The following is a 22631-nucleotide window of genomic DNA, read 5'->3' as shown; positions in this document are numbered from 1 at the left end:
GCTGTTGGTCGCGGCGCTGGCGCGGCAAACTTTGCGACCGTAGTCGGAATGGGCGCTGTAGGACAGGACTTCAGCGTAGCTATGGGAGCTGCCGGAGAGGCTGACGCAGGAATGACGGCGATAGGCTATCGCGCAACAGCGTTCGGTTCCGACAGAAGCCGACGTTTTACGACATCTTTCGACGCATTCAATACAATCCGGTCGACTGCCGGTCCCTCTGTAGCTCTTGGCAATAATAGCATCGTGATCGGCGAAGGGAATATAGCGGTAGGTGCCGGATCGCTAGTCGGCACATTGGCAATTCGCTCTGGATCAGACACGTATACGGATTACCGCACTATAGACCGCGGCACCGCGCTCGGCTTTGCCACCACCGTTTCTGCCGATGACGGCACCGCTGTCGGCCACCGTGCGGAAGTGACCGCGATTAACGCCGTCGCCATCGGCTCGGGCGCGCTGGCGGATGTGGCGAACACCGTCTCGTTCGGGCGCGTGGGCAGCGAGCGGCGACTGGTGAATGTCGCGCTTGGCACTTTGTCGGCCACCAGCACGGACGGTGTGAACGGATCGCAGCTTTTCACCACAAATCAGAATGTCGCAACGAATACGGCCAATATTGCCGGCAATTCGGCTGCCATCGCGGCCAATTCGGGCGCTATCGCCACAAACACATCCGCCATTGCGACCAATTCCGCCGACATTGCGACTAACACCGCAGCCATCGCTACGAACAGCGCCGGTGTCGGCGCCAATGCAGCCGGTATCGCCGCGAACTCCGCCGATATCTCCGCGAACTCCGCCAATATCGCCACGAACACAGCCGATATCGCCACGAACTCTGCGGATATCGGCACCAACGCTGCGGGCATAGCGGCCAATAGCGCGGGGGTGAATGCCAATGCCGCAAATATTGCAGGTAACACAGCTGCCATCGGCACGTTGAATTCCAGCGTATCGACCAATGCGGCGGGAGTCGCGTCGAATTCGGCGAACATCGCAGCAAACTCCACGGCCATCGCGGGTAACTCCGCCAACATAGCTGCCAATGCGGGAGCGATATCCGCGAACACATCGGCTATCGGCACAAATGCTGCGGGCATCGCCAGCAATTCGGCGGCGATCAGTGCCAATACGGCCGGTATCGCGGGCAATAGCGCAGATATTGCTGCCAACAGCGCGGGGATTGCGGCAAATGCGGGCGCCATCGCCTCTGCCAGCGCGGCGACCAGCAGCAACACCGCCGCCATCGCAGCAAACAGCAGCGACATCGCAGCGAACAGCAGTGATATCGCCGACAATGGCGCGCAGATCGTGGCCAACGCCGCCGATATCGACGCGAATAGCGCGGCCATCGGCACGGTGGCCGGCGACGTCACCACACTGGCGAGCGTGGTGGGCGCGAATACCTCCGGTGTCGCCGCCAACCGTGCGGCCATCGATGCGCTGTCGAACATTTCCAGCCAGGCGGTGGCAGACAATACCGCCGCAATCATCGCCAATGAAGCGCGCCTCACGAGCCTGGAGGGCAATGTTGGCGAGCTGTTCGACCTGACCAGCACGCTCAGCAGCGACACCCAGCGCGGCATCGCTTCGATCGCGGCGACCGCCCATCCGCACTTTCCCAGCGCTGCCGGCCGTACGAGTTATGCCTCGAACGTGGCCGTCTATCGCGGGGAAGTGGGCGTCTCTGTCGGACTGATGCACCGCATGGAAGGCGATTTCGCCATCACGGCGGGCGTCAGCTATGCCGGTGGCAATTCCACCAGCGTGCGCGCCGGCGTAGCTGGGGAGTTCTGACGCGCTTTAGACAAAAAAGCGCCCGCCGGTTAGCGACCGGCGGGCACCTTGCGACCCTGTGCGATCACAGGGTCGGTTGTCAGGTGGCTTCGTCCACGCCATCGGCGGCGGAGTCGAGGTCTGCGGCGACGCCGCGAACGGTGTTGCAGGCGGCCGCGCTCATGGTGATGAGGCCGGCGGTAACGACGATCATAATCTTGCGAGCCATTGTCAGCTCCTTTTCCAGTCGGGCCCGGGGGATGGGCTCACTCTGCAAAACCGACAAATGTTACTCAGGTTCCGGCGCGTCCCTGCCGTTCTACCGGCAGGCGCCCTGCCACAACCCGCTCGCGCCAGGTGATGACGAGGCCGGAAAGGATCACAACGGGTGCGCCGATCCATAGCGCGCTTGTCGGCAGCATGGCGAAGAACAGCCAGCCGTACAGCGTCGCCCAGATGATGCTGGAATAATCCATCATGATAACGCTCGACACCTGGCCGAAGCGCAGTGCCATGGTGATAAGGACCTGGCCGACCGTTCCGGCAAGGCCGATGCCGAGCAATAGCAGCCATTCGCGGGTGGAGTGCGGCTCGAACAGGACCAGCACTGGCACCAGCAGGGTGACGACCGTGGCCAAGCTGAACCAGAACACGATCACCAGCGGGCTGTCCGTGCGCGAAAGGTCGCGGATTTGGATGGAGATGAGCGCGATCATGAAGGCACCGCCCAGCGCAACCAGCGCACCTGTCAGCGGGATCGCGCCGCTGCCGGGCTGGGCGATGATGACGATGCCGATGAAGCCCGCGATTACGGCCGACCAGCGCCAGATGCCGACGCTTTCTTTGAGCAGGACGATGGAGAGCAGCACGGCAAAGATCGGTGCGGTGAAGCCGAGCGTGGTCGCCTCTGCCAGCGGCAGCAGGATGACACCGCCGAAATTCAGCACCATGCCGACAATGCCGTAAGCGGCGCGTACCGCATGGGCTTTGGGTCGCTTGGTCGCGAGCTGCATCAGCCCGTCCGTCAGCAGTGCCCAGCCGAGCAGGATCGGGAGCGAGACAAGCTGCCGCCAGAAGATCAGCTCTACAATATGGACGCCGCTTTCCGCCGCCAGCTTGATGAGCGCGGCCATCAGTGCAAAGCCCGCAATACCGCCCAGCCGGAAGGCGAGGGCGAGCAATGGCCTGTCGGCCTTTGTCTGGGAGCTTGGCGGAGTCATGGATAGGGTCTCTGTCGCGGTCTTTAGGCGGGTAGGGCGCAGGTGCAACTGCGAACTCTTGCGGTTGCTGCGGTGGACGTTGTCGCGGGGCTGGCCATCGCCCATATGGCCTACGTTATGGCCCTGCCGGAATGGTACATCTTCGCTAGCGATGCGGCGGTTTACATCCTGTGCGGGGTGGCGCTGCTGCTGGTATCCGGCCTTGCCGCATGGCGCGACCACCGGCGGCGCCAGCGCAAGAATATCGACCGGGTGCCGCTGCTGCCATGGCGCGATATCGGCGCGCTCAGCCTGTTCGGCGGTCTGATCCTGTGCGCGTTCGGCGCGATGGGGCTGCTGACGGGCTAGGAAAAGCGCCCTTTACAGGCAGGCTTCGAGATAAGCTTGGTCAAACCCGAATTGCCGCGCCTTTTCAAGCGTATAGGGGCGCAGGCCGCTGGCGCGATATTCGCCAAGGATCTTGCCGTCCTCGCTCTCGTCGAGATATTCGAATCCGAACAGCTCCTGCGTCACGATCACATCGCCTTCCATCCCGATCACTTCGGTGATGTTGGTAGTGCGGCGCGAACCGTCGCGAAGGCGCTTCACCTGCACGATCAGGTCCACCGATTCCGCGATCTGGCGCGAAATGGCCTCTTTCGGAATCTTGATGTCGCCCATCAGGATCATGTTTTCCATACGGCCCAGGCACTCGCGCGGCGAGTTTGCGTGCAGCGTACACATCGATCCATCGTGACCGGTGTTCATGGCGGCAAGAAGGTCGAAACATTCCGCGCCACGAATTTCGCCCAGGATGATGCGGTCGGGGCGCATACGCAGGGCGTTCTTCACAAGGTCGCCGATGGTGATGGCGCCCTGGCCTTCCAGGTTCGGCGGACGGGTTTCGAGCGGCAACCAGTGCGGCTGCTGCAGGCGGAGTTCGGCGGCGTCCTCGATGGTCAGCACGCGCTCGCCCGGGTCGATCATTTTCGACAGGGCGTTGAGCATGGTCGTTTTGCCCGAACCGGTACCGCCCGAGATCACGATGTTCATCCGGCAGGCGCCGGCGATCTTCAGCGCCGTCGCCATCTTGTCGTTCATCGAATCCCAGCCTTTCAGCATATCGATGGTGATCGGCTTTTCGGAGAACTTACGAATGGAGATGGCCGTACCGCGCAGCGAGAGCGGCGGCACGATCACGTTGACACGGCTGCCGTCCTTCAAGCGGGCGTCGGCCAGCGGGGTGGTCTGGTCGACGCGGCGGCCGACCTGGTTCACGATGCGCTGGGCGATCTGGAAAAGGTGGCTCTCGTCGCGGAACTTGATCGGCGCGATGACAAGCTTGCCCTTCTTTTCGATATAGGTCTGGTCCGGTCCGTTGACCATGATGTCCGACACGTCCGGATCGTTCAGCAATTCTTCCAGCGGACCGAAGCCGAGAAGCTCGTCGATCAACACCTTTTCGAGCGCGAACTGTTCGCGCCGGTTCAGCGTGACCTTCAACTCGGCCAGCACTTCCATGATGATCGGGCGGAATTCTTCGGAAAGCTCTTCCTTGGTCAGCGTTGCCGCTGCCTCGGGATCGACGCGTTCCAGCAGGCGTGGGAGCACCTGCTCCTTGATCTTGTGGACGCTGGCCTCGAAGCCGCCGAGTTCGTTGGATGTGTCGTGAACGGCGTTGGAGCGATCCGCCAGACGGCTCATCGCATCGTCTTGCTTGCGACCGCCAGCGGCAGGTGCCGGAGCGGCCTGTTCTACCGCTGCGCCTTCGGGCGGAACTGGCGGGAATTGTTCGCCGCCTGCAGGATCGCTTTTCGCTTGCGCTGCGCCACTGCCACCGCCACGCATGGGCTTGGCAACGCCGAAGCTCGGACGAGCGCCTTTGGCCATTCCGCCTGCGCCGTTTTTGCGTCCGAATGCGCTCATGATCGCATACCCCCTGAAGCTGCGGTGTCGCCGAGAAAAGATTTCGGCGGATTTCGTTGAGAGAGCTTCTTGCGAATTTAGGTAAAGAACTGGTTAAGTCTGTCCCTTCGCTGGTGACACAAACGCAAAGAATTGAAGGTAGGCGGGGCGCGTGACGACTGGCGAGAAAACGGACATGCGCATCGTGATGCTGGGCACATACGACCTAGGCAAACCGCGCACCCGGCTGCTGCGCCGGGCCCTGCGCGAAATCTCTCCGGCTGTTCGGGAGATCCACTTCGACGTGTGGCGCGGGGTGGAGGATAAGTCCGTTCTGGATGGATTTGCCGGCAGGCTGCGGATCGTCATGCGTATGCTGGTGGCTTACCCGATGCTAGCGGTGCGCTATCTCATGGCAGGACGCCATGACGTCGTCGTGATCGGTTATATGGGGCTGTTCGACATGCTATTGCTTGCGCCGCTGGCTAAATTGCGCGGCAAGCGGGTGGTGTGGGACGCCTTTCTTTCCATCTACGATACCTATGCGAGGGATCGCGGGCTGGGGCGCGAAACCGGTTTCAAAGCGCAAATGCTACGCTGCGCCGAGCGGCAAGCCTGTAGGCTGGCCGATATGGTGGTGCTGGACACTCAGGCGCATGCCGCCCTGATGGGAGAGTTGCATGCGGTGCCGATCAGCAAGCTCGGCGCCGTGATGGTAGGCGCGGAGGAAGGGGCATTCGGGCTTCTGCCATCGAGGCGGTGCGACCCGGGCCGTCCGCCCAAAGTCTTGTTCTACGGACAGTTCATCCCCCTCCACGGCATCGCGACGATTGTCGAAGCGGCGCTGAGCGATCGTGGGCGGACCTTCGAATGGCGGATCATCGGGCAGGGGCAGGAAGCGGAGCGTATCGATGCTATCCTCGCCAACGCCGACGCGCCGCACATCAAACGGATCGGCTGGGTAGATTACAGCAAATTGCAGGACGAAATGGCCGATGCCGACATTTGCCTCGGGATCTTCGGCACAAGCGATAAGGCGTCACGCGTCATTCCGAACAAGGTCTATCAGGCGTTGCAGGCAGGCAAGGTGCTGGTGACCCGCGACTCCCCCGCCATGCGAGAATTGGTGTCCGATAGTGCGCCGGGGCTGCATCTGTGCGAGGCAGGGAGTCCGGCAGCCTTGCTCGATGCCCTCGAGACGGCGGCGGGTGAAACTACGGACGCGCCGCTTCATCGCAGGTTGGCAGAGCGCTTCGCCTTCCCGGCATTGGTGGAGCAGTGGCGGGGCGTCTTGCAGAAAGCAAATGCGCGATGAGCCGGATCGACATCCTCCTCGCGACTTATAACGGCGCGAAATTCCTGCCCGAACAGCTCGCCTCGCTGGAGGCGCAGACGCACACGGACTGGCGGTTACTGGCGCGCGATGACGGGTCGAGTGACGGGTCGCTCGATATTGTGCGGGCATGGGCGAGGGGCGTGTCGCAATCGGTCGAGATTATCGAGGATGGCCACAAGGGGCTGGGCGCATCACTCAACTTCGCGACCTTGTTGCAGCATTCGGATGCGCCGTATTTCGCCTGCTGCGACCAGGATGACCAATGGCTGCCGGAGAAGCTCGAGGTCATGCTGGCGGCGGTGCAAGAGCAGGAAGCAAGCGTCGGGGCGGACATCCCGCTGCTTGCGTTCTGCGACCAGATTATTGCCGCTGAGAATTTGTCAACGATTGATAACTCTGCTTGGGAGAAAAGCCGGATTTCATGTGAACCGGATGATCTTAGACCTGCCTCGCTTCTGGTCCGAAATGTGGTTACCGGCTGCGCCTCGCTCGGTAATGCTGCGCTGCGACAGATGTCCCTGCCTATCCCCGGCGGAGCCCGCATGCACGACTGGTGGCTTGCATTGGTGGCTGCCAGCTTTGGCGAGCTTGTCCCGGTTCGAAAGGCGCTGCTCCGATACCGCCAGCATGGCTTGAATACGATCGGTGCCCTCGATGCAGGTACGGTGTCGCTCATGCGCCGTTTTGTCCAAAATCCCACTGCCGAACTGGCCCGCGCAAGGCGAGCGCGAGATAATAGCCAGCGACAGGCGCGGGCATTCAGTGAGCGCTTCGCCGATGGCGGTGTCGATGCTAGCATAATGGCCGAGTACGCCAGGCTTCCCGAACGGAGCGCGCTGCGGAGAAAAGCCTTCATCATTCGTCATGGAATAGGCCGCGGTTCGCCGCTCTTTTTCATCGCGCTTCTGATAGTGGTATGAAATTCGAGCAAAGAGAGATTTAATGAACCTTAAAGAGTTTGAAACGCGCGAGAATCCGCGATTGGAAAGTCCGCTCGGACAAATCTTTTGCAGCGGGGACGGGCGACCGGTGGACAAGTGGGTGCATTACATCCCGATTTACGAACGCTACCTCGAGCACCTCAGAGGTTCGTCATTCAAAATGTTGGAAATCGGGGTCTTCCAAGGCGGTTCGCTAGATATGTGGCGAAGCTACTTTGGTGACGAGTGCACGCTTTTCGGCGTGGATATCGATTCGAAGACTGTAGACCGGGTCTCGCCGCCCAATCAAGTGAGGATCGGCTCTCAGGACGATCCCGCATTTCTTGCCGACGTGGTCAGGGAAATGGGAGGGCTGGATTTGGTGCTCGATGATGGATCCCATGTCGGGAAACACCAATGGTCCACGTTCGAGACGCTGTTCCCCCTGCTTTCCGAAGGTGGTCTCTATATCATCGAGGATACGCATACGTCATATTGGTGGCAGTATGGCGGCGGGCAGATGCGCCGGCGCACCGCAAACAATCTGGCGAAGCAGATCATCGATGACATGCATGCTTGGTATCACAAGCGCAAACAAATCACTGCTGCCAAGACGCAGATTGATGCCATGCACATTCACGACTCAATCATCGTGATCGAGAAACGGACACGTGGAAAACCGCGCCGTGTTTTGATCGAAACCCGCTGATACAGCCTGTGCTGCGACCTCGGACCGGCATACGATCTATCATTGCCAATGGCGGCATCTTCGGTCTCGTCTACGGCGGTGAGGCTGCTCTTCGCGGCCTGTACGCCGTCATCATCGGTATCATGCTCGGTCCGGGCGAATATGGCGCATGGAGCTATGCCGCGACCGTCTATGCAACCGCATTGGTCGTCACTTCGTTCGGTATCGAAAGCCTTGTGGAGGCGCGGTCGGGACGTAGGCTTACCGGTTCCGACACCTTCGCCGCCGGAAGTCTTGCCATCAGGCTGGCGACTGCGATCGCCCTATTCATCTGCATGGTTCCCGTGGTGTGGTTGCTGGAGCAGGACGCACGTTTGCAACTCGCGCTGTTGCTTGTGCTTCCGGCTATACTGGGTCGCGGCATCGCAAGCTGGGTCCGGTCTCTGTTGACGGCGCGAGAGGCGCCGGGCGTGGCCTTCAGGGTCGGCGTGCCCATGCGCCTGATTGAGATTGTGGTGGGGTTGACCATCCTTTCTGCTGGCGGGGGCGTCATATCCTTGCTGGCACTGCACGCCTTGAGCTGGTTGGCCGAGGCGCTGATAGGGTGGGTGGCAGTTCGGCGCCTGATCCCTGGTTTCAAGCCCACTTTCGATCGCGCCGTCACCCGGCTGATTTTCCTGAGCGGACAGCTGATGGCCGTCACGGTTATCGGCATAGCCGCTCTGAACGCCCTGCCGATTCTCGCTGCCAAGTGGCTGGGGTTTTCGCTCGACGAGATTGGAAATCTTGGCATCGTGCTGCAGTTCTCCAGCCTGTTCGTCATTGCCGCCCAAGGTTTTCTTGCGGCCCTCTTCCCCGCTATTGGAAGGGCGGCCCAATCGGGGCACCCCCATCTTGCTCGCCTCGCATGGCTGTCATGCGCCGGGCTTGTCCTCGCCGCGATCCTTGCTGCATGGATCAGCGCCTTGGTCGGAGAAACTATCATCGTCCCGCTCCTTGGATCCGGTTTCCGCGAGGCGGCCGCTTTGCTGCCTATCAGTCTGCTGTTGGCAGGTGTCATATTGGCCCCAATCGGGGCGTGGCAGATCTTGGTTGTGCACGAACGCTTTGTGGCCGGGGCTCTAGGCTCGTGCGCGGCTCTGGTGCTCGGCATCGCTCTGCTTGTACCGTCGACGGATCAGTTTGGTATTGCCGGCATCTTGTACGCCGCTTTGGCCGGCTGGACCCTCCGGGCAATCATCCTGATGATCGCGGTCACACGGTATGAGCGGGCAACTCAGAAGCCGACATAGAGCGGCCCGTCATCGAATGATTGCGTCGGCGCTTGCAAACTATCACCCCATTGCAGCCGCGCTGCATTCTCCGATGCGGTGAGCCTGAGCGGGCCGCGCGCGATCTCGACCAGTGCGCCTTGCTCGTAGCGAATGCCATTTACCGCTAGCGGACCGTCCATCACGGTGTAGGTGCCGGGCACCAGCGCTTGGACGGTGATCGACCGGTTTGCCTCTACGGCGAACCCTGCGAGGCGGATCGGGCCCCAGAAAGGCTGGTATTGTCCGCGCAATACTTCGGCGTCGGCGGGGAGGAAATGGCGGTCGTCACCTGCCAGCATGTCGGTAATAATATCGTCGTTCGCCAGAAGCAGGGGGACGGGCTGCGCTTCCATGGCGGCGAGATAGCTGGCAATGCCCGCGATGCGATAATCGGCTAGGCCCGCCGGCGTAACGAGCCAGTTTGCCTTCACCAGCGAGGCCGCCATACCGTTATGGTCGAAATAGGCCGTTTCCGGCGGCAGCAGGGTCTCGACCGTCGACACCACGCTGCGCTGGCGATCGATCGTGCTGCGATCCTCGATGGCGAAAATGCCGATGGCCATGACCACCACGACGGCGGTCACCAGAGGCACCGAATAGCGACGCAGCGCGGCCTGCAAGGCGATGACCGAGCCGACGGCGACGGGAGCGAGCATGAAGGCGTAAAAATACGCGGCGGTGTTTGTGTAGACGAAGGGCAGCAGCAGCGGCAGCCAAAGACCGGTCGCCGCCCATTTTTGCGGACCCGGCAGGTCGCTGCGCCAGATTGCGAACGGCGCGGCGAAAGCGAGGATGAACAGCACAGGCGCCGTCAGCACGGCTTTCACGGCCATCTGCCAGTAGGGCGGAATGCCGATGAAAAACATCCAGCGTGAGGCTCCAGCCGCCATGCTCACGCCTGCGACATCGGCAGTGAGCGCGCTTGAGTGCCATGTGTAAAGAGCGGCGAAGAGCGCCACAGCCGCGACGGGAATGGCTGCGAGTTTGACCGCTGCCGGAACGGTGAAACGCGCCTCGCTCCAGCGCAGCCATGCCAGCCCCGCGAAACACGGAGCAAGCAGCACGGCCTTCATCGAGATCATGCCTGCTACCGCGATTAAAGCGGCAGTGGCGGCAATAGCAGCAACGGAAAGCGGCGCGCGCGCGAGGATGGCCAGCGCCGCCATCAGCGCGGCCGTCACCATCGGGTCGGTTCGGAAAGAGAAACCGTGCTGGAGGACGAAGCCTGCGGATACATAAAGCAAGGCCGCGAGCAGCGCGACGGGCCGGTCCACAATGCGCCGAGCGATGGCATAGATTGCAAGCAGGGTGATCGCTTCGCAGGCGAGCATGAACAGGCGGGCAATGACGATGCCATCGACGCTGTTATCGGCGACACCCGGCAGCCAAGCGAACAGACGCACATGCAGGCTCTGCAAGGGCTGGGCGAGGTTCCCACGCGCGAAGTCGGCCACGTGATAGTAGAACCAGAACTCGTCCCAATTCACCGCGCGGGTGAAGACCATGGTCAGCTGGCAAGCCAGCACCAGGCCAATGCCCGCCAGCGGCCAGGCGGCGACACCTATGCGCGATGCGCCAACTTCATGCGCTTGCGCGCCGAGAGTGCCGGGAAGGGCATTCGCGGTCACGCAGCATCCTTGCGTTTGAGCGCAGAGCCTGTCTCGGGCCCGGCCTCCCTGGAAGCGCGGTGAATAGCCGCCAGCTGGTCCTCCAGCCTGCGCGTGCGGGCGAGGTTTTCCTCCAGCAACTTGCGGTTGGCGGCGACTAGATCGGCGACCATGCCCATGATCGCTACCAGCGTGCCGAGCACCAACAATGCGCCGCCGATGACCAGCGACTGGATATGTCCGCCGCCATCGCCCTGCGCGTAAAACCAGAGAAAGCGCAGGATGGGTAGCAACCCGATGAAGGCAATCAGCGAGCCGGTGCCGACGAACGCGCGCAGCGGCTTATAGGCGGTGAAGGCGCGCGCCATCGTGATACCGGTATGCATGATGAAGCGCGGGATGGATTTGAACAGGCGGCTGGGTCGCGCGGCGGCATGGGTGCGCACGGGAACGGTGGCAATCGCCATCTTCTTGCGGCCCGCTTGGATCAGCATGTCGGTCGTGTAGCTGAACTCGGTGGTGATATTGATGCGCTGGGCTGCATCGCGACTGATCGCGCGAAAGCCGCTGACAGCGTCGGAGACATTGGTGCCGGCAAGACCCTGAACCACGGCGCTACCGACGCGCTGCATCATCCGCTTCGGCGCGGAGAAATGCGCGTTGTCCGCCACGCCCCGGTCGCCGATCACGATATCGGCCTGCCCGCGAATGATCGGCTGGCAGAGCGCAGCGATATCTGCGCCTTCGTATTGCCCGTCGCCATCGGTGTTGACGATGATGTCCGCGCCTTCTGCCAACGCGCGGTCGACTCCGCTGCGGAAGGCGGCAGCCAGCCCGCGATTGCGTCGGTGCGAGACGATGTGATGCACGCCCCATTGGCGCGCGACCTGCGCGGTGCCATCGCTGCTGCCATCGTCGATGACGAGGAATTCCACCGTGTCCACACCCTCGACCCGCCGGGGAAGGGCAGCCAGGGTTGTGGGCAAGGTCTCGGCCTCGTTCAGGCAGGGAATCTGGATTATCAGCTTTGTCATCATGCCCCCGGCACGCGCCCGTCGCAGGCGCTGTCATAGGGCTTTGTTAAGCATGATCGTTTAACGCTTCGTAAATCGCGCGGCGCCGTTTCCGATGGGCAAAGCGGTTGCGGCATGGGGCGGACCTGCCTAAGCGGCAGCCTTCGCCATCGGAGCCTACCCACATCATGCAGCAATCGGACCGGGCAGGCCTGCTTTTTGCGCTGGCTGGCTTCTGCCTGCTGACCGTGGGCGATGCGATCATCAAGGGTGTGGACGGTGCCTGGCCGCCCACGGCCGTTGCCAGCCTGCGCTACACGATAGGCGCGCTGGGGCTGACGGCGCTGCTGTTGCTGCAAGAGGGCGCAAAGCCGCTGGAGCGGATACCGGACCTTCGCTTCCAATGGCTGCGCGGCGCATCGGTCGGCTTTGCCACCGTCTGCTTTTTCGCCGGCGTCTGGCTGATGCCACTGACCGAGGCGATTGCGATCATCTTCACCCAGCCCATGATTACCGCCTTGCTGGCCAGCGTGTTCCTCAAAGAGCGGCTGCGCGCCTCCACCATCGCGGCGAGCGTCATCGCGTTTATCGGGGTGCTCATCATCCTGCGGCCCAATTTCGCGGCTATCGGCTGGGCGGCGCTGCTGCCGCTGGGCGCGGCGGTCGGCATGTCCGTGCTGATGACCGCCAACCGCGCGGTGCGCGGGCAGGGCAGTGCGCTTGCAATGCAGGCCTATGTTGCGATTTTCGGCGCGATTACCCTGCTGGCCTTCACGCTGATCGGCCATCTCAGCGGCGCGGAAAGCCTGCAACTCTCGCCCCCGTCTGCCGATGTTGTGGTGCGCTGCCTGATTGTCGCTTGCACCGCCAGCGCGGCGCATTGGCTGATCTACAAAGCGACGGAGTCGGCGGGCGCGGGCACCATCGCGCCGATGACCTACGGCCAGATGATCATGGCAAGCGTGCTCGGCTACATCTTCTTCAGCGAAGTGCCGGATCGCGAGACGATATTCGGCGCGGCGATCATCATCGGATCCGGCCTGTGGCTGTGGTGGCAAGGGCGGGTGCGCATGATCGACAGCGCAGAGCATTAATCGCGCCGCACCCAGCCGGTGATGTCGCGTCCATTCAAATTCATGGTCACCGCCCGCTCGTAGTCGGCCTGCAGCGCGCGTTGCACAAGCTCTGTCGCTTCGGAATTGCGAAGCGTCACGCCCTGATCCGCTACCACGATGGCACCCGGCTTGGTCGCCAGCACCCGCTCCACCTCTGCCACCTGGTCCACGCCCAGCGCGCCGGTTTCCAGGCGATTGTTGAGATGGTCGGGATAGACGAAGCGGGTCGGCACGCAGCTATTCGTCAGGCGATAGAGCGTGGTCGGGCCGTCCCAGATCCACAGGCAGTCGGCAGGTCCGACATGCGGGTCGAGCCGCTCTGCCAATAGCCTTGCGGAAAGCGCGTCATCCCGCGACTGCACATAGCGTTGCGGCAGGCCGAGTAAGCCCAGCAGGATCGCGCCCAGCACCAGTCCCGGCCACGCTTTCGCAGGCCCGTTCGTGTCGAATAGCGGCACGGCCATCAGCGCGACGGGCGCGGCCATGGCGGCATAATAATAAAGGTAGACGGTGCCGGGCAGGAGCACGGTCGCCAGCGCGCTCGCGCTCCATCCGGCGAAGAACAGCCAAGCGACGAACGGCGATGGCCGCGCCATACGGAATGCTGCGAACAGTCCGCCAAGCCCCAGCACGGCGACCGGAGCGACACCGATCCAGTGGCTGTCGCTCCAGCGCCCCTGCGGCGCGGCGGCGCGCTCGAAGAAGCTCGCGAAATTGGCGAACCAGAACACCTCGAAATGGCCGATGGCGGCGTAGAACAGGCCGACGAGCACGGTCGGCAGCAGGCCGAGTGCGGCGAAGGCAGCGGCAAGTCCGGCCAACTGCAGCACGCTCCGGCCGCGACGGTATTCCGCCCATAGCGCCCATGCGCCGAAGAAGGCACATTGCATGATGACGGTGTATTTTACCTGCAAGGCCAATCCGCCCAGCAGCATCGCCAATAGAGCGCGGCGGGTGAATTGCGGGTGATCCGGATCGACCAACAGCAAGGCCATGCCCAGCATAAGCGGTGTGAAGAACACCTCGCTCTGCCCGGAATAGCTCGCATAGGCGGCCAGCAGCATGACCATCAGCGACGCAGCGATGGTCGCCGATACTCGCCTGGCCAGACGGCGCGCCAAGAGGTAAGTCATCAGCGCGCTGCCGAACGTGATTGCAGCTGCGACGAGCTGGTAGGCAAGGGCGGAGGGGCTGAAAATGCCGTGGATCACTGCGTAAATGGCGAAAAGGCCGAAGGGCTTGCGATCCCACCAGTCGACGAAGGGCAGCTCGCCATGGGTCACGCGCCAGCCGATGAAACTGTAAAGCTGCTCGTCATAATCGGCGACGGGATTGCCGAACCAGATGCCGCGCGTCGCCAGCACCAGCAGCGCAAGCACGGCAAAGCACGGCGCGGTGCTGCGCCATGTGTCGCTGCCAGCCTGGTTCTCGGTCGTCATCGCGAAATCGCACTCCCGTCTGGCACGCCATCGCGCAACATGGTTAACAAGCACTTATGAGCGAGGCGAATGAAGACGTGTGCTGGCTGTGCGGAAGGCCGCTGGGGCGGCGCGTGCAATGGCATCATGTCGTGCCAAAAGCCAAGAAGGGCCGGGAGACGGTGCCGGTCCATCCGATTTGTCACAAGACGATCCACGCGCACGTTACCAATGCCGAGCTTGCGCGCATGGATGGCGAGCGGACGCCTCTTCTCGAAAAGGAAGATATCGCGAAATTCCTGCGCTGGATCGCAGACAAGCCGCCCGATTTCCACGCACCTACGCGGCGGCGGCGAAGTTGACACAATTGACACCCTCGAAGCGCTATATTTCGCCAATTTCCCAGATGATATGAAAGACTTGAGGGCCGTTTTGCGAAGTTGACACTTTGCCAGAACATTTTCGCCTTCCACCTGCTGCCGGACCTCTCTGGCCCTTCGCAGGATCGGGCTGTGTAGGACAGTCTTACTCGGGCTCGCCCGATCCGGAAAATTCGGTCGGCACGCCGTCGAAGAAGGTTTCCGGCACTGTCCATTTGTAGACGTCGCGGTTCTCGACCGTCTTTTCGACATCGGGAATCCAGCCGCCCATGCTGAAGGCGTGGCTGACCACGCGGCTTCCCGGTTCCATCTGCTCCATGATGCGGGGGCGCAGCCGCATGTTGAGCGTGGTGCCGAGATAGATGGCCAGCACATCGGCCTCGGCGAGATTGGTGCTGAACAGGTCTTCCTGCCGAAATTCGACGAGGTGATCGACACCGGCAGCACGGGCGTTTTCGCGGGCGCGCTCTATCAAATCCGTGTCGATTTCGATGCCGACGCCGCGCACGCCGTAATCGCGCGCGGCGGCAATCACGATGCGTCCATCGCCCGAGCCTAGGTCGTAGACGACATCGTCCGGCTGAATTTCCGCAAGCCGCAGCATCTCGTCCACCACGGCGGGCGGGGTGGGAATGTAGTGGATGTCCTGACTGGAATCGACGCAGGATGCCAGCGAAAGGTAGGCCAGCGCGGCCATGAAAGCGCGCGCGGCCACAGGTGGATCAGCTCTCGACGTGCTCGGCAAGGACGGTGAGGCCCTTATCGCCCACTTCGGCAAAGCCGCCGCGCACTTCGATCGTCTCGGGCTCGCCGCCTTCGGTCTTGTAGACCTGCACCGCGCCATCACGGATGGTCGACATGAAAGGCGCATGGCCTTCCAGCACGCCGAATTCACCCTCGCTGCCGGGCACGACCACCATGTGGACGTCTTCCGAACGGACGAGCTTGGACGGTGTTACGAGTTCGAAGTGGAGTGCCATTTTTCCGTTTTCCTAACCCCCTCCTCTTCGGAGGAGGGGCAGTGAGACTTGGCGTTGCGCAGCAAGGCCTGGTCGCAGCGGGGTGGTACCATTTGGCAGAACCACCCCCTGACCCCCTCCTTTGAAAAGGAGGGGAGGGTTGTACTTAGGCGTCTTCGGCCATCTTCTGGGCCTTGGCCTTCGCATCTTCGATGCCGCCGACCATGTAGAAGGCTGCTTCGGGCAGGTGATCGTATTCACCGTCCACCACAGCCTTGAACGAGGCAACGGTGTCTTCGAGCTGCACGAACTTGCCCGGGATGTTGGTGAACACCTCGGCCACGTGGAAGGGCTGGGAGAGGAACTTCTGGATCTTGCGCGCACGGGCCACGGTCAGCTTGTCCTCTTCGGAAAGCTCGTCCATGCCCAGAATGGCGATGATGTCCTGCAGCGACTTGTACTTCTGCAGCGTTTCCTGAACCTTACGCGCGGTTTCGTAGTGCTCCTGGCCCACGACGCGCGGCTCGAGGACGCGGCTGGTCGAGTCCAGCGGGTCCACGGCGGGGTAGATGCCCAGCTCGGAGATGGCGCGGTTCAGCGTGGTCGTCGCGTCAAGGTGAGCAAACGAGGTTGCAGGCGCAGGGTCGGTCAAGTCGTCGGCAGGCACGTAGATGGCCTGCACCGAGGTAATCGAACCCTTGGTGGTGGAGGTGATGCGTTCCTGGAGGTTGCCCATGTCGGTCGAGAGGGTGGGCTGGTAGCCCACAGCCGAGGGGATACGGCCCAGTAGTGCGGACACTTCCGAACCGGCCTGCGTGAAGCGGAAAATGTTGTCCACGAAGAACAGCACGTCCTGGCCTTCCTGGTCGCGGAAATATTCCGCCATGGTCAGGCCGGAGAGCGCCACGCGGGCACGCGCGCCCGGAGGCTCGTTCATCTGGCCGAAGACGAGGGCAACCTTGGAACCTTCGGAGATGGCTTCGCCCGCTTCGTTCTTGGCGATAACGCCTGCGTCGAGGAACTCGTGGTAAAGGTCGTTGCCTTCGCGGGTACGCTCACCCACACCGGCGAAGACGGACACGCCGCCATGACCCTTGGCGATGTTGTTGATGAGCTCCTGAATGAGCACGGTCTTGCCAACGCCGGCGCCGCCGAACAGGCCGATCTTGCCGCCCTTGGCGTAAGGTGCGAGCAGGTCGATCACCTTAATGCCCGTCACCAGGATGTCGGCTTCGGTCGACTGGTCGACGAATTCCGGAGCCTCGGCGTGGATCGGTGCGGTCATGTCGCTGCCGATGGGGCCGCGCTCGTCAATGGCTTCGCCGACGACATTCATGATGCGCCCCAGCGTCTTGGGGCCGACGGGCACGCTGATCTGTGCGCCGGTGTTGATGACTTCCTGTCCGCGGACGAGGCCGTCCGTGCCATCCATGGCGATGGTGCGCACCGTGCTTTCGCCCAGGTGCTGCGCCACTTCGAGAACCAGCGTGTTGTCGCCGTTCTTAGTCTCCAGCGCGGTGAGAATAGCCGGCAGTTCGCCGTCGAAGGCGACGTCGACGACAGCGCCGATGACCTGGCTGATGGTGCCATTGGTGGTCTGGTTGAGTGCAGGTGCGGTAGCCATTTTTCGGTCCTTGGTCTGAACTTACAGCGCTTCCGCGCCGGCAATAATTTCAATGAGTTCGGTGGTGATCGCGGCCTGACGGCTGCGGTTGTACTGGATGGTCAGCTTGTCGATCAGCTCGCCCGCATTGCGCGTGGCGTTGTCCATGGCGGTCATCGAGGCGCCCTGTTCGGATGCCTCGCGTTCCAGCAGCGCGCCGAACAGCTGCGTCTTCACATAGCGCGGCAGCAGATCTTCGAGGATTTCCTCCTCGTCCGGCTCATACTCGACGGCAGCGTCCGATGCCTCCGCCTTTTTGGGAGGGGGGACGGGCAGCAGCTGCACCGTGGTCGGGTCCTGCGCCAGCGCGCTCTTGAAGATCGGGTAGACGAGGTGCGCGACATCGAATTCGCCCGCCTCGAACTTGCCGACCAGCTCGTCCGCGATGGCTTCGGCCTCTTCGAAACCGATATTCTTCACCGCGCTCGTATCGAAATGGTCTTTGATACGGTCTTCATAGTCGCGCTTGATAGGCGCACGGCCCTTCTTGCCGACCAGGTAGAAGGTCACATCCTTGCCTTCGGCCAGCAGCTTTCGCGCCTGCGCCTTGGCTTCCTTGACGATGTTGGAATTGAGACCGCCGCACAGGCCCTTGTCGGTGTTGACGACGACCAGCAGGTGCTTCTTGTCCGATCCCGTGCCGCGCAGCAGCAGCGGGGCGCTGTCGCCGCTCACCTTGCTGGCGAGCGAGCTCATCACCGATGCCAGACGCTCCGCATAGGGACGCGCGCTTTCGGCGGCGGCTTGCGCCTTGCGCAGCTTTGCCGCGGCGACCATCTGCTTCGCCTTGGTGATCTTCTGCGTCGACTTGACGCTTTTGATCCGGTCTTTGAGTTCCTTGAGGCTTGCCATACTTCCTGTTCTATCCTTTTCCCGTCATGCTGAATTGGTTCTGCATCCATCGGCGAGCTTGGTGCCTTATCCTCGGATTTCGGCACTTGGCTGATAAATGGACCCTGAAACGAGTTCAGGGTGACGATTGCGGCTAGGCGGTCTTCCTCTCTATTTTAGGCGAACTGCTTGGCGAAGGTGTCGAGCGCGCTCACCACCGATGCCTTGGTATCGTCTTCGAACTTGCCGGTGTCGCGGATGGTCGCCAGTACGTCGGCATGCTCGTTACGCATGTAGCTGAGCATGGCGGCTTCGTATTCGGTCACGCGGTCCACGGCGACATCGTCGATATAGCCATTGGTGCCTGCAAAAATCGACACGACCTGCTCTTCCACCGGCATGGGCGAGAACTGCGGCTGCTTCAGCAGCTCGGTCAGGCGCGCACCGCGGTTGAGCAGGCGCTGTGTCGAGGCGTCGAGATCCGAGCCGAACTGCGCGAAGGCCGCCATTTCGCGGTACTGCGCGAGGTCCAGCTTGATCGAGCCTGCGACCTTTTTCATCGCCTTGGTCTGGGCGGCACCGCCCACACGGCTGACCGACAGACCCACGTTAATGGCGGGGCGGATGCCCTGATAGAACAGGTCCGTCTCGAGGAAGATCTGGCCGTCGGTGATCGAGATCACGTTGGTCGGGATATAGGCCGACACGTCACCGGCCTGCGTTTCGATGATCGGCAGGGCGGTCAGCGAGCCGCCGCCTTCAGACTTGTTCATCTTGGCAGCACGTTCCAGCAGGCGGCTGTGCAGGTAGAACACGTCACCCGGATAGGCTTCGCGGCCCGGCGGGCGACGCAGCAGCAGCGACATCTGGCGATAGGCCACGGCCTGCTTGGAAAGGTCGTCATACACGATCACGGCGTGCATGCCATTGTCGCGGAAAAACTCGCCCATGGCAGCGCCGGTATAGGGTGCCAGGTACTGCAGCGGAGCAGGCTCCGAAGCGGTGGCGGCCACGACGATGGAATATTCCATTGCGCCGTTTTCCTCGAGGCTCTTCACGATTTGCGCGACGGTGGAGCGCTTTTGGCCCACGGCGACATAGATGCAGTAGAGCTTCTTGCTCTCATCGTCGCCGGCATTGATGCCCTTCTGGTTGATGAAGGTATCGATCGCGACGGCGGACTTGCCGGTCTGGCGGTCGCCAATGATCAGTTCGCGCTGTCCGCGGCCGACGGGAACGAGGGCGTCGATGGCCTTGAGGCCCGACTGCACCGGCTCGCTGACCGATTCACGCGGGATGATGCCAGGCGCCTTGGATTCGACGCGCGCCTTGGTCACATCCGTCAGCGGGCCCTTGCCGTCGATCGGGTTGCCCAGCGCATCGACCACGCGGCCCAGCAGGCCCTTGCCGACCGGCACATCCACGATAGTGCCCGTACGCTTGACGGTGTCGCCTTCCTTGATGTTAGTATCGGAGCCGAAGATCACGACGCCGACATTGTCGGCTTCGAGGTTCAGCGCCATGCCTTCCACGCCATTGGCGAAGCTGACCATTTCACCGGCCTGCACCTTGTCGAGGCCGTGGATACGGGCGATCCCGTCACCCACGGAAAGCACGGAGCCGACTTCGCTGACTTCGGCTTCGGTACCGAAATTGGCGATCTGGTCCTTGATGACCTTGGAGATTTCTGCGGCGCGAATGTCCATTGCAATAAGCCTTCTTGTGTGTGGCTACTCAGGCGCTCTTCATGGCCTGGGCGAGGGAGTTGAGACGGGTGCGGATCGAGCTGTCGATACGCTTCGATCCGATGGTGACGACGAGACCGCCGAGCAGGTCGGGGTCCACGCGGGATTTCAGCTTCACCGTGCGGCCTTCGCGGGCGCGCAGCTTGCTTTCCAGCTCTGCCAGCTGGGCATCGGTGAGGGCGTGGGCGGAAGCGACCTCTGCTTGCACCTCTCCGCGCTGGGCGGCGGCGATGGTTGCAAAGGCGCGGATGATGCCGGGCAGTTTCGACACGCGGCGGTTTTCCGCCAGCACGCCGAGGAAATTCCGCGTCAGCTCGGAAAGGCCGAGATGCTCTGCCACACCGGACATGATCGCGGCCAGCTGGCTGCGGCTGATTTCCGGATTGGTGATGACGGCGGACAGATCGCTCGATTCGCGAAGCGCGGCGTCGAGCGTATCGAGATCGTTCTCGACAGCGGTGACGGTGCCTGCCTCACTGGCGAGGTCGAAAAGGGCGGAGGCGTAACGCCCTGCCAGGCTTGCCTGAATACCGGCGGAAAGTTCCACGCGAGATGGTCCTCTTGGGTCCGAGAGACGGAAAAAACGGATGCCCTGTTTCCAGCCGCCATCGGGCAGCCTTTCAAAGCTGGCGCGCGCCTAGCACCGGGTCTTGATTCATGCAACCCGAGTCCGGCCCGCATGCGACCATGATCTGACAAGAGAGCTGGAGGTCGCCATTGTCGAACCAGTCAGACGGGAAGCCGCCATAGGCGGGGCTGTCCAATTTGATCGCCTAGCCGCGACCTCCCTGCATATCTACTCGGAGCAGCGCCTGGCGTGCTCCATTTCGTCAGATTTCATTTGCAGCTTCCATCTGATCGCAGTGGGCTAAGGAAAACCACATTTGGCGCTTAGCTCTGCGGGTTTTGCAGTCACTCATTAGTCGTCCCCGAATTGGCTAAGCCACCAGATGCTGCAACACCTGCGACAAAGTCGGGAACTTCAGAAAACCTTGCAATGCAAGCCTCCTTACATCCCCTCATGTGAGGACCAGCTGATAATAGCCGTTCGCTATCCGTTCTCAAGGTCGAGATGGCGTTTTCCCCGACCAAATGTCATTCGCCGGCCTCCGCCTCGCTCACACCGCGCGAGCAGCGGTAGACCAGTCGTTCGTTCGGGCGCTGGGGCAAGTCGGTCATGATGGCGGCCTGGTTGCCGCCCAGTTCGCGCGCGGCGTCTTCGCTCGCGCCGCAGCTGGGCGCTTCGTAGCTGCCGCGTGCGGTGCGGGCATCGCGCATGGCGGCCATGTCGAGCAAATAGCGCTCCATGACGAATTCTCCAGCATCGGGATCGAAGCGATTGACCGACACCGCAGCCTCGTTGGCCGGCACGAAAACGCGCGTCCAGCGTCCTCCCGTGCGGCCATATTGGGTGCGCCCGTTGACGCAGCCGGCATCGGACCATTCGATGGAAATGTCGGTTTCGGGCGCGCCGGTAACGCGGCTGCGATCGGTATCGAGCACGCATTGGAAAGTGCCGCCATTATCTGCGACAGGCGCGGTGATTGTGCCGCTGGGGCCATCGGCATCGTCATCCTCGCGCAGGGCTTTCTCCACGCGGTCGTCGATTTCGGCGAAAGCCGGGCGGCTGACCCATGCGACGATCGCGCCAATCAGCGCGACGCCTGCCACCACGCCCGCAATCGCGCGCATCCGCATATTTTGCTGTATGTGGCCGTACGTCGCCAGAGCGCCTGCCGCCAGCGCGACGACGAACAGCAGCAAAGCGAGCGCCATGCCGTTGCTGCGCGCTTCGATCACGCGGAAGGTTTCCTGCTGCCGGATTTCAGCCGTGCGCTGGGCCAGCGCCTCTGCCTCGCGCTCGGCGCGCTCGCTTTCGGCGCGGGCCTGCATTTCGGCGCGCGCGATTTCCTCTTCCTCCAGCTCTGCCAGGCTGCGGCAGGCGAGCGAGTTGAGGCGCGGATTGATGCCGTTGGCGCGCAGGAAAGGCAGCAGTTCGCGCGTACTGACGGCGAAGAAGAACTCCGCATCCGACCCGGTGCTTTCCGTACCGAAGGAATTGACGCCCAGCACCCGCCCGCATTCATCCACCAGCGGCCCGCCCGAATTGCCGCGCGCGATGGAGGCGGTGTGCAGGATGGTGTCGAAATCGCGGCTGGGGCGCCTGCCGGAGAGGAAGCCGGTGGAAGTCACAGGCGGTTGCGCGCGAAAAATGTCCGACGAGCCCAGCCCCTGCGCACGGTCGACGTTCATCGGGTAGCCGATGGCGGTCACCGCGCCGTTCTCCTGCGGATTGCCGGAAATGGTGAGCGGCGGCAGGCTTAGCGGCTCGGTCAGCTCGATGATCGCGAGGTCGTTGCGCGGGCTGACCGATACGAGGCGGGCATAGACCGCTTCCGATCCTTCGGCAGGCACCACGCCGATGCTCAGCCGGTCGTCCTGTCGCGCTTCCTCCACCACATGGGCATTGGTTACGATCCGGTTGCCGCCAACGGCAAAGCCGGTGCCGTGCGAAATGGGGAAAATCTCGTCCCCGTCGCGCCCTATGATAACCACCCGCACCACGCCGCGCGCTGCCGCCTCGATATCGGCAGAATCGGCCATGGCGGGCGGGGCGGCGGCGAAGGCGGCAAGCAGGCAGGCGAGGGCGGCGATCAGGCGATGCATAGGCGGCCATCTCTATCGTCTCGGGCTATGAGGGCAAGCACCGCCACGCTTATGGCGGCGGATACATGGCTGTGAATTGCTGCTAGGGCAGTGAGG

21 protein-coding genes are annotated in these 22631 nt (G+C 62.5%); 8 read left to right on the top strand and 13 right to left on the bottom strand.

Translation table 11 applies throughout. The features are described from left to right. The first annotated feature begins 243 nt into the window (after window positions 1–243). Entirely contained in the window at window positions 244–1797 is a 1554-nt protein-coding gene (locus tag BMF35_RS11670) for a beta strand repeat-containing protein (RefSeq protein ID WP_071961218.1), read from the top strand. 79 nt (window positions 1798–1876) lie between these two features. Here BMF35_RS11670 and BMF35_RS13950 read toward each other — a convergent pair whose 3' ends face one another. Together BMF35_RS13950 and BMF35_RS11665 are read right to left on the bottom strand one after the other, a co-directional pair. After that, window positions 1877–2005, bottom strand: coding sequence for a hypothetical protein (locus tag BMF35_RS13950; RefSeq protein ID WP_257786329.1), 129 nt, complete (start codon window positions 2003–2005; stop codon window positions 1877–1879). A gap of 64 nt (window positions 2006–2069) precedes the next feature. Then, on the bottom strand, window positions 2070–2996 hold the full coding sequence (locus BMF35_RS11665) for a DMT family transporter (protein ID WP_047006564.1): 927 nt from the start codon (window positions 2994–2996) through the stop codon (window positions 2070–2072). A gap of 42 nt (window positions 2997–3038) precedes the next feature. Between BMF35_RS11665 and BMF35_RS11660 the strand changes: the two genes are divergently transcribed. Further along, window positions 3039–3344: a hypothetical protein gene (locus BMF35_RS11660; protein ID WP_162199207.1), complete on the top strand. Its 306-nt coding sequence runs from the start codon at window positions 3039–3041 to the stop codon at window positions 3342–3344. 12 nt (window positions 3345–3356) lie between these two features. Here BMF35_RS11660 and BMF35_RS11655 read toward each other — a convergent pair whose 3' ends face one another. Continuing rightward, a complete protein-coding gene (locus tag BMF35_RS11655; RefSeq protein ID WP_047006072.1) occupies window positions 3357–4901 on the bottom strand; it encodes a CpaF family protein in 1545 nt (514 codons plus the stop codon). A 151-nt stretch (window positions 4902–5052) separates the two neighbouring features. Here BMF35_RS11655 and BMF35_RS11650 point away from each other — a divergent pair, with 151 nt between their 5' ends. The 4 genes from BMF35_RS11650 to BMF35_RS11635 are packed head-to-tail and all read left to right on the top strand — an operon-like array spanning window position 5053 to window position 9116. After that, window positions 5053–6195, top strand: a complete 1143-nt coding sequence (locus BMF35_RS11650) for a glycosyltransferase (RefSeq protein WP_052765936.1) — start codon at window positions 5053–5055, stop codon at window positions 6193–6195. Then, window positions 6192–7136: a glycosyltransferase family 2 protein gene (locus BMF35_RS11645; RefSeq protein WP_052765935.1), complete on the top strand. Its 945-nt coding sequence runs from the start codon at window positions 6192–6194 to the stop codon at window positions 7134–7136. Before BMF35_RS11650 ends, BMF35_RS11645 begins: the two co-directional genes overlap by 4 nt. Before the next feature lie 22 nt (window positions 7137–7158). Continuing rightward, a complete protein-coding gene (locus tag BMF35_RS11640) occupies window positions 7159–7845 on the top strand; it encodes a class I SAM-dependent methyltransferase (RefSeq protein ID WP_052765934.1) in 687 nt (228 codons plus the stop codon). A gap of 8 nt (window positions 7846–7853) precedes the next feature. After that, window positions 7854–9116: a lipopolysaccharide biosynthesis protein gene (locus tag BMF35_RS11635; protein WP_047006071.1), complete on the top strand. Its 1263-nt coding sequence runs from the start codon at window positions 7854–7856 to the stop codon at window positions 9114–9116. On the opposite strand, the gene BMF35_RS11630 is transcribed toward BMF35_RS11635, so the two are convergent. Together BMF35_RS11630 and BMF35_RS11625 are read right to left on the bottom strand one after the other, a co-directional pair. Further along, complete coding sequence (locus BMF35_RS11630; RefSeq protein WP_047006070.1) at window positions 9101–10765, bottom strand: glycosyltransferase family 39 protein; 1665 nt, start codon at window positions 10763–10765, stop codon at window positions 9101–9103. The genes BMF35_RS11635 and BMF35_RS11630 overlap by 16 nt on opposite strands. Next, window positions 10762–11778, bottom strand: coding sequence for a glycosyltransferase family 2 protein (locus BMF35_RS11625; RefSeq protein ID WP_047006560.1), 1017 nt, complete (start codon window positions 11776–11778; stop codon window positions 10762–10764). The genes BMF35_RS11630 and BMF35_RS11625 overlap by 4 nt, the downstream gene beginning before the upstream one ends. 167 nt (window positions 11779–11945) lie before the next feature. Between BMF35_RS11625 and BMF35_RS11620 the strand changes: the two genes are divergently transcribed. After that, window positions 11946–12851, top strand: coding sequence for a DMT family transporter (locus BMF35_RS11620; protein WP_047006069.1), 906 nt, complete (start codon window positions 11946–11948; stop codon window positions 12849–12851). Here BMF35_RS11620 and BMF35_RS11615 read toward each other — a convergent pair. Then, entirely contained in the window at window positions 12848–14311 is a 1464-nt protein-coding gene (locus BMF35_RS11615) for an ArnT family glycosyltransferase (RefSeq protein ID WP_047006068.1), read from the bottom strand. The genes BMF35_RS11620 and BMF35_RS11615 overlap by 4 nt on opposite strands. Window positions 14312–14367: 56 nt before the next feature. On the opposite strand from BMF35_RS11615, the gene BMF35_RS11610 reads away from it, so the two are divergent. Continuing rightward, entirely contained in the window at window positions 14368–14652 is a 285-nt protein-coding gene (locus tag BMF35_RS11610; RefSeq protein WP_047006067.1) for an HNH endonuclease, read from the top strand. A 163-nt stretch (window positions 14653–14815) separates the two neighbouring features. Here BMF35_RS11610 and BMF35_RS11605 read toward each other — a convergent pair whose 3' ends face one another. From BMF35_RS11605 to BMF35_RS11575, 7 genes are all read right to left on the bottom strand, one after another. Beyond that, window positions 14816–15385: a class I SAM-dependent methyltransferase gene (locus BMF35_RS11605; protein WP_206539543.1), complete on the bottom strand. Its 570-nt coding sequence runs from the start codon at window positions 15383–15385 to the stop codon at window positions 14816–14818. Between the two features lie 7 nt (window positions 15386–15392). Beyond that, a complete protein-coding gene (locus BMF35_RS11600) occupies window positions 15393–15650 on the bottom strand; it encodes an ATP synthase F1 subunit epsilon (protein WP_047006066.1) in 258 nt (85 codons plus the stop codon). A 145-nt stretch (window positions 15651–15795) separates the two neighbouring features. Then, entirely contained in the window at window positions 15796–17253 is a 1458-nt protein-coding gene (gene atpD, locus BMF35_RS11595; RefSeq protein ID WP_047006065.1) for a F0F1 ATP synthase subunit beta, read from the bottom strand. A 21-nt stretch (window positions 17254–17274) separates the two neighbouring features. Then, a complete protein-coding gene (locus tag BMF35_RS11590) occupies window positions 17275–18144 on the bottom strand; it encodes a F0F1 ATP synthase subunit gamma (protein ID WP_047006064.1) in 870 nt (289 codons plus the stop codon). A gap of 155 nt (window positions 18145–18299) precedes the next feature. Beyond that, window positions 18300–19829, bottom strand: coding sequence for a F0F1 ATP synthase subunit alpha (atpA, locus tag BMF35_RS11585; RefSeq protein ID WP_047006063.1), 1530 nt, complete (start codon window positions 19827–19829; stop codon window positions 18300–18302). 28 nt (window positions 19830–19857) lie between these two features. Next, window positions 19858–20415 carry a F0F1 ATP synthase subunit delta gene (locus tag BMF35_RS11580; protein ID WP_047006062.1) on the bottom strand — a complete coding sequence of 186 codons (558 nt, stop codon included), beginning with the start codon at window positions 20413–20415 and terminating at the stop codon, window positions 19858–19860. 548 nt (window positions 20416–20963) lie between these two features. Then, complete coding sequence (locus BMF35_RS11575) at window positions 20964–22535, bottom strand: S1C family serine protease (RefSeq protein WP_047006061.1); 1572 nt, start codon at window positions 22533–22535, stop codon at window positions 20964–20966. Window positions 22536–22631: the final 96 nt, after the last annotated feature.

Source organism: Aurantiacibacter gangjinensis (assembly GCF_001886695.1).
GTDB lineage: Bacteria > Pseudomonadota > Alphaproteobacteria > Sphingomonadales > Sphingomonadaceae > Alteraurantiacibacter > Alteraurantiacibacter gangjinensis.
Note: the sequence above shows the minus strand (reverse complement) of the source record. Positions and strands in the feature narration are given on the sequence as shown.

Excerpts from the sequence above, each read along its gene's own strand:
- BMF35_RS13950 (WP_257786329.1), bottom strand. The coding sequence starts at position 2,005 with ATGGCTCGCAAGATTATGATCGTCGTTACCGCCGGCCTCATCACCATG.
- BMF35_RS11665 (WP_047006564.1), bottom strand. The coding sequence starts at position 2,996 with ATGACTCCGCCAAGCTCCCAGACAAAGGCCGACAGGCCATTGCTCGCC.
- BMF35_RS11655 (WP_047006072.1), bottom strand. The coding sequence starts at position 4,901 with ATGAGCGCATTCGGACGCAAAAACGGCGCAGGCGGAATGGCCAAAGGC.
- BMF35_RS11645 (WP_052765935.1), top strand. The coding sequence starts at position 6,192 with ATGAGCCGGATCGACATCCTCCTCGCGACTTATAACGGCGCGAAATTC.
- BMF35_RS11640 (WP_052765934.1), top strand. The coding sequence starts at position 7,159 with ATGAACCTTAAAGAGTTTGAAACGCGCGAGAATCCGCGATTGGAAAGT.
- BMF35_RS11625 (WP_047006560.1), bottom strand. The coding sequence starts at position 11,778 with ATGACAAAGCTGATAATCCAGATTCCCTGCCTGAACGAGGCCGAGACC.
- BMF35_RS11620 (WP_047006069.1), top strand. The coding sequence starts at position 11,946 with ATGCAGCAATCGGACCGGGCAGGCCTGCTTTTTGCGCTGGCTGGCTTC.
- BMF35_RS11615 (WP_047006068.1), bottom strand. The coding sequence starts at position 14,311 with ATGACGACCGAGAACCAGGCTGGCAGCGACACATGGCGCAGCACCGCG.
- BMF35_RS11610 (WP_047006067.1), top strand. The coding sequence starts at position 14,368 with ATGAGCGAGGCGAATGAAGACGTGTGCTGGCTGTGCGGAAGGCCGCTG.
- BMF35_RS11600 (WP_047006066.1), bottom strand. The coding sequence starts at position 15,650 with ATGGCACTCCACTTCGAACTCGTAACACCGTCCAAGCTCGTCCGTTCG.
- atpD (WP_047006065.1), bottom strand. The coding sequence starts at position 17,253 with ATGGCTACCGCACCTGCACTCAACCAGACCACCAATGGCACCATCAGC.
- BMF35_RS11590 (WP_047006064.1), bottom strand. The coding sequence starts at position 18,144 with ATGGCAAGCCTCAAGGAACTCAAAGACCGGATCAAAAGCGTCAAGTCG.
- atpA (WP_047006063.1), bottom strand. The coding sequence starts at position 19,829 with ATGGACATTCGCGCCGCAGAAATCTCCAAGGTCATCAAGGACCAGATC.
- BMF35_RS11575 (WP_047006061.1), bottom strand. The coding sequence starts at position 22,535 with ATGCATCGCCTGATCGCCGCCCTCGCCTGCCTGCTTGCCGCCTTCGCC.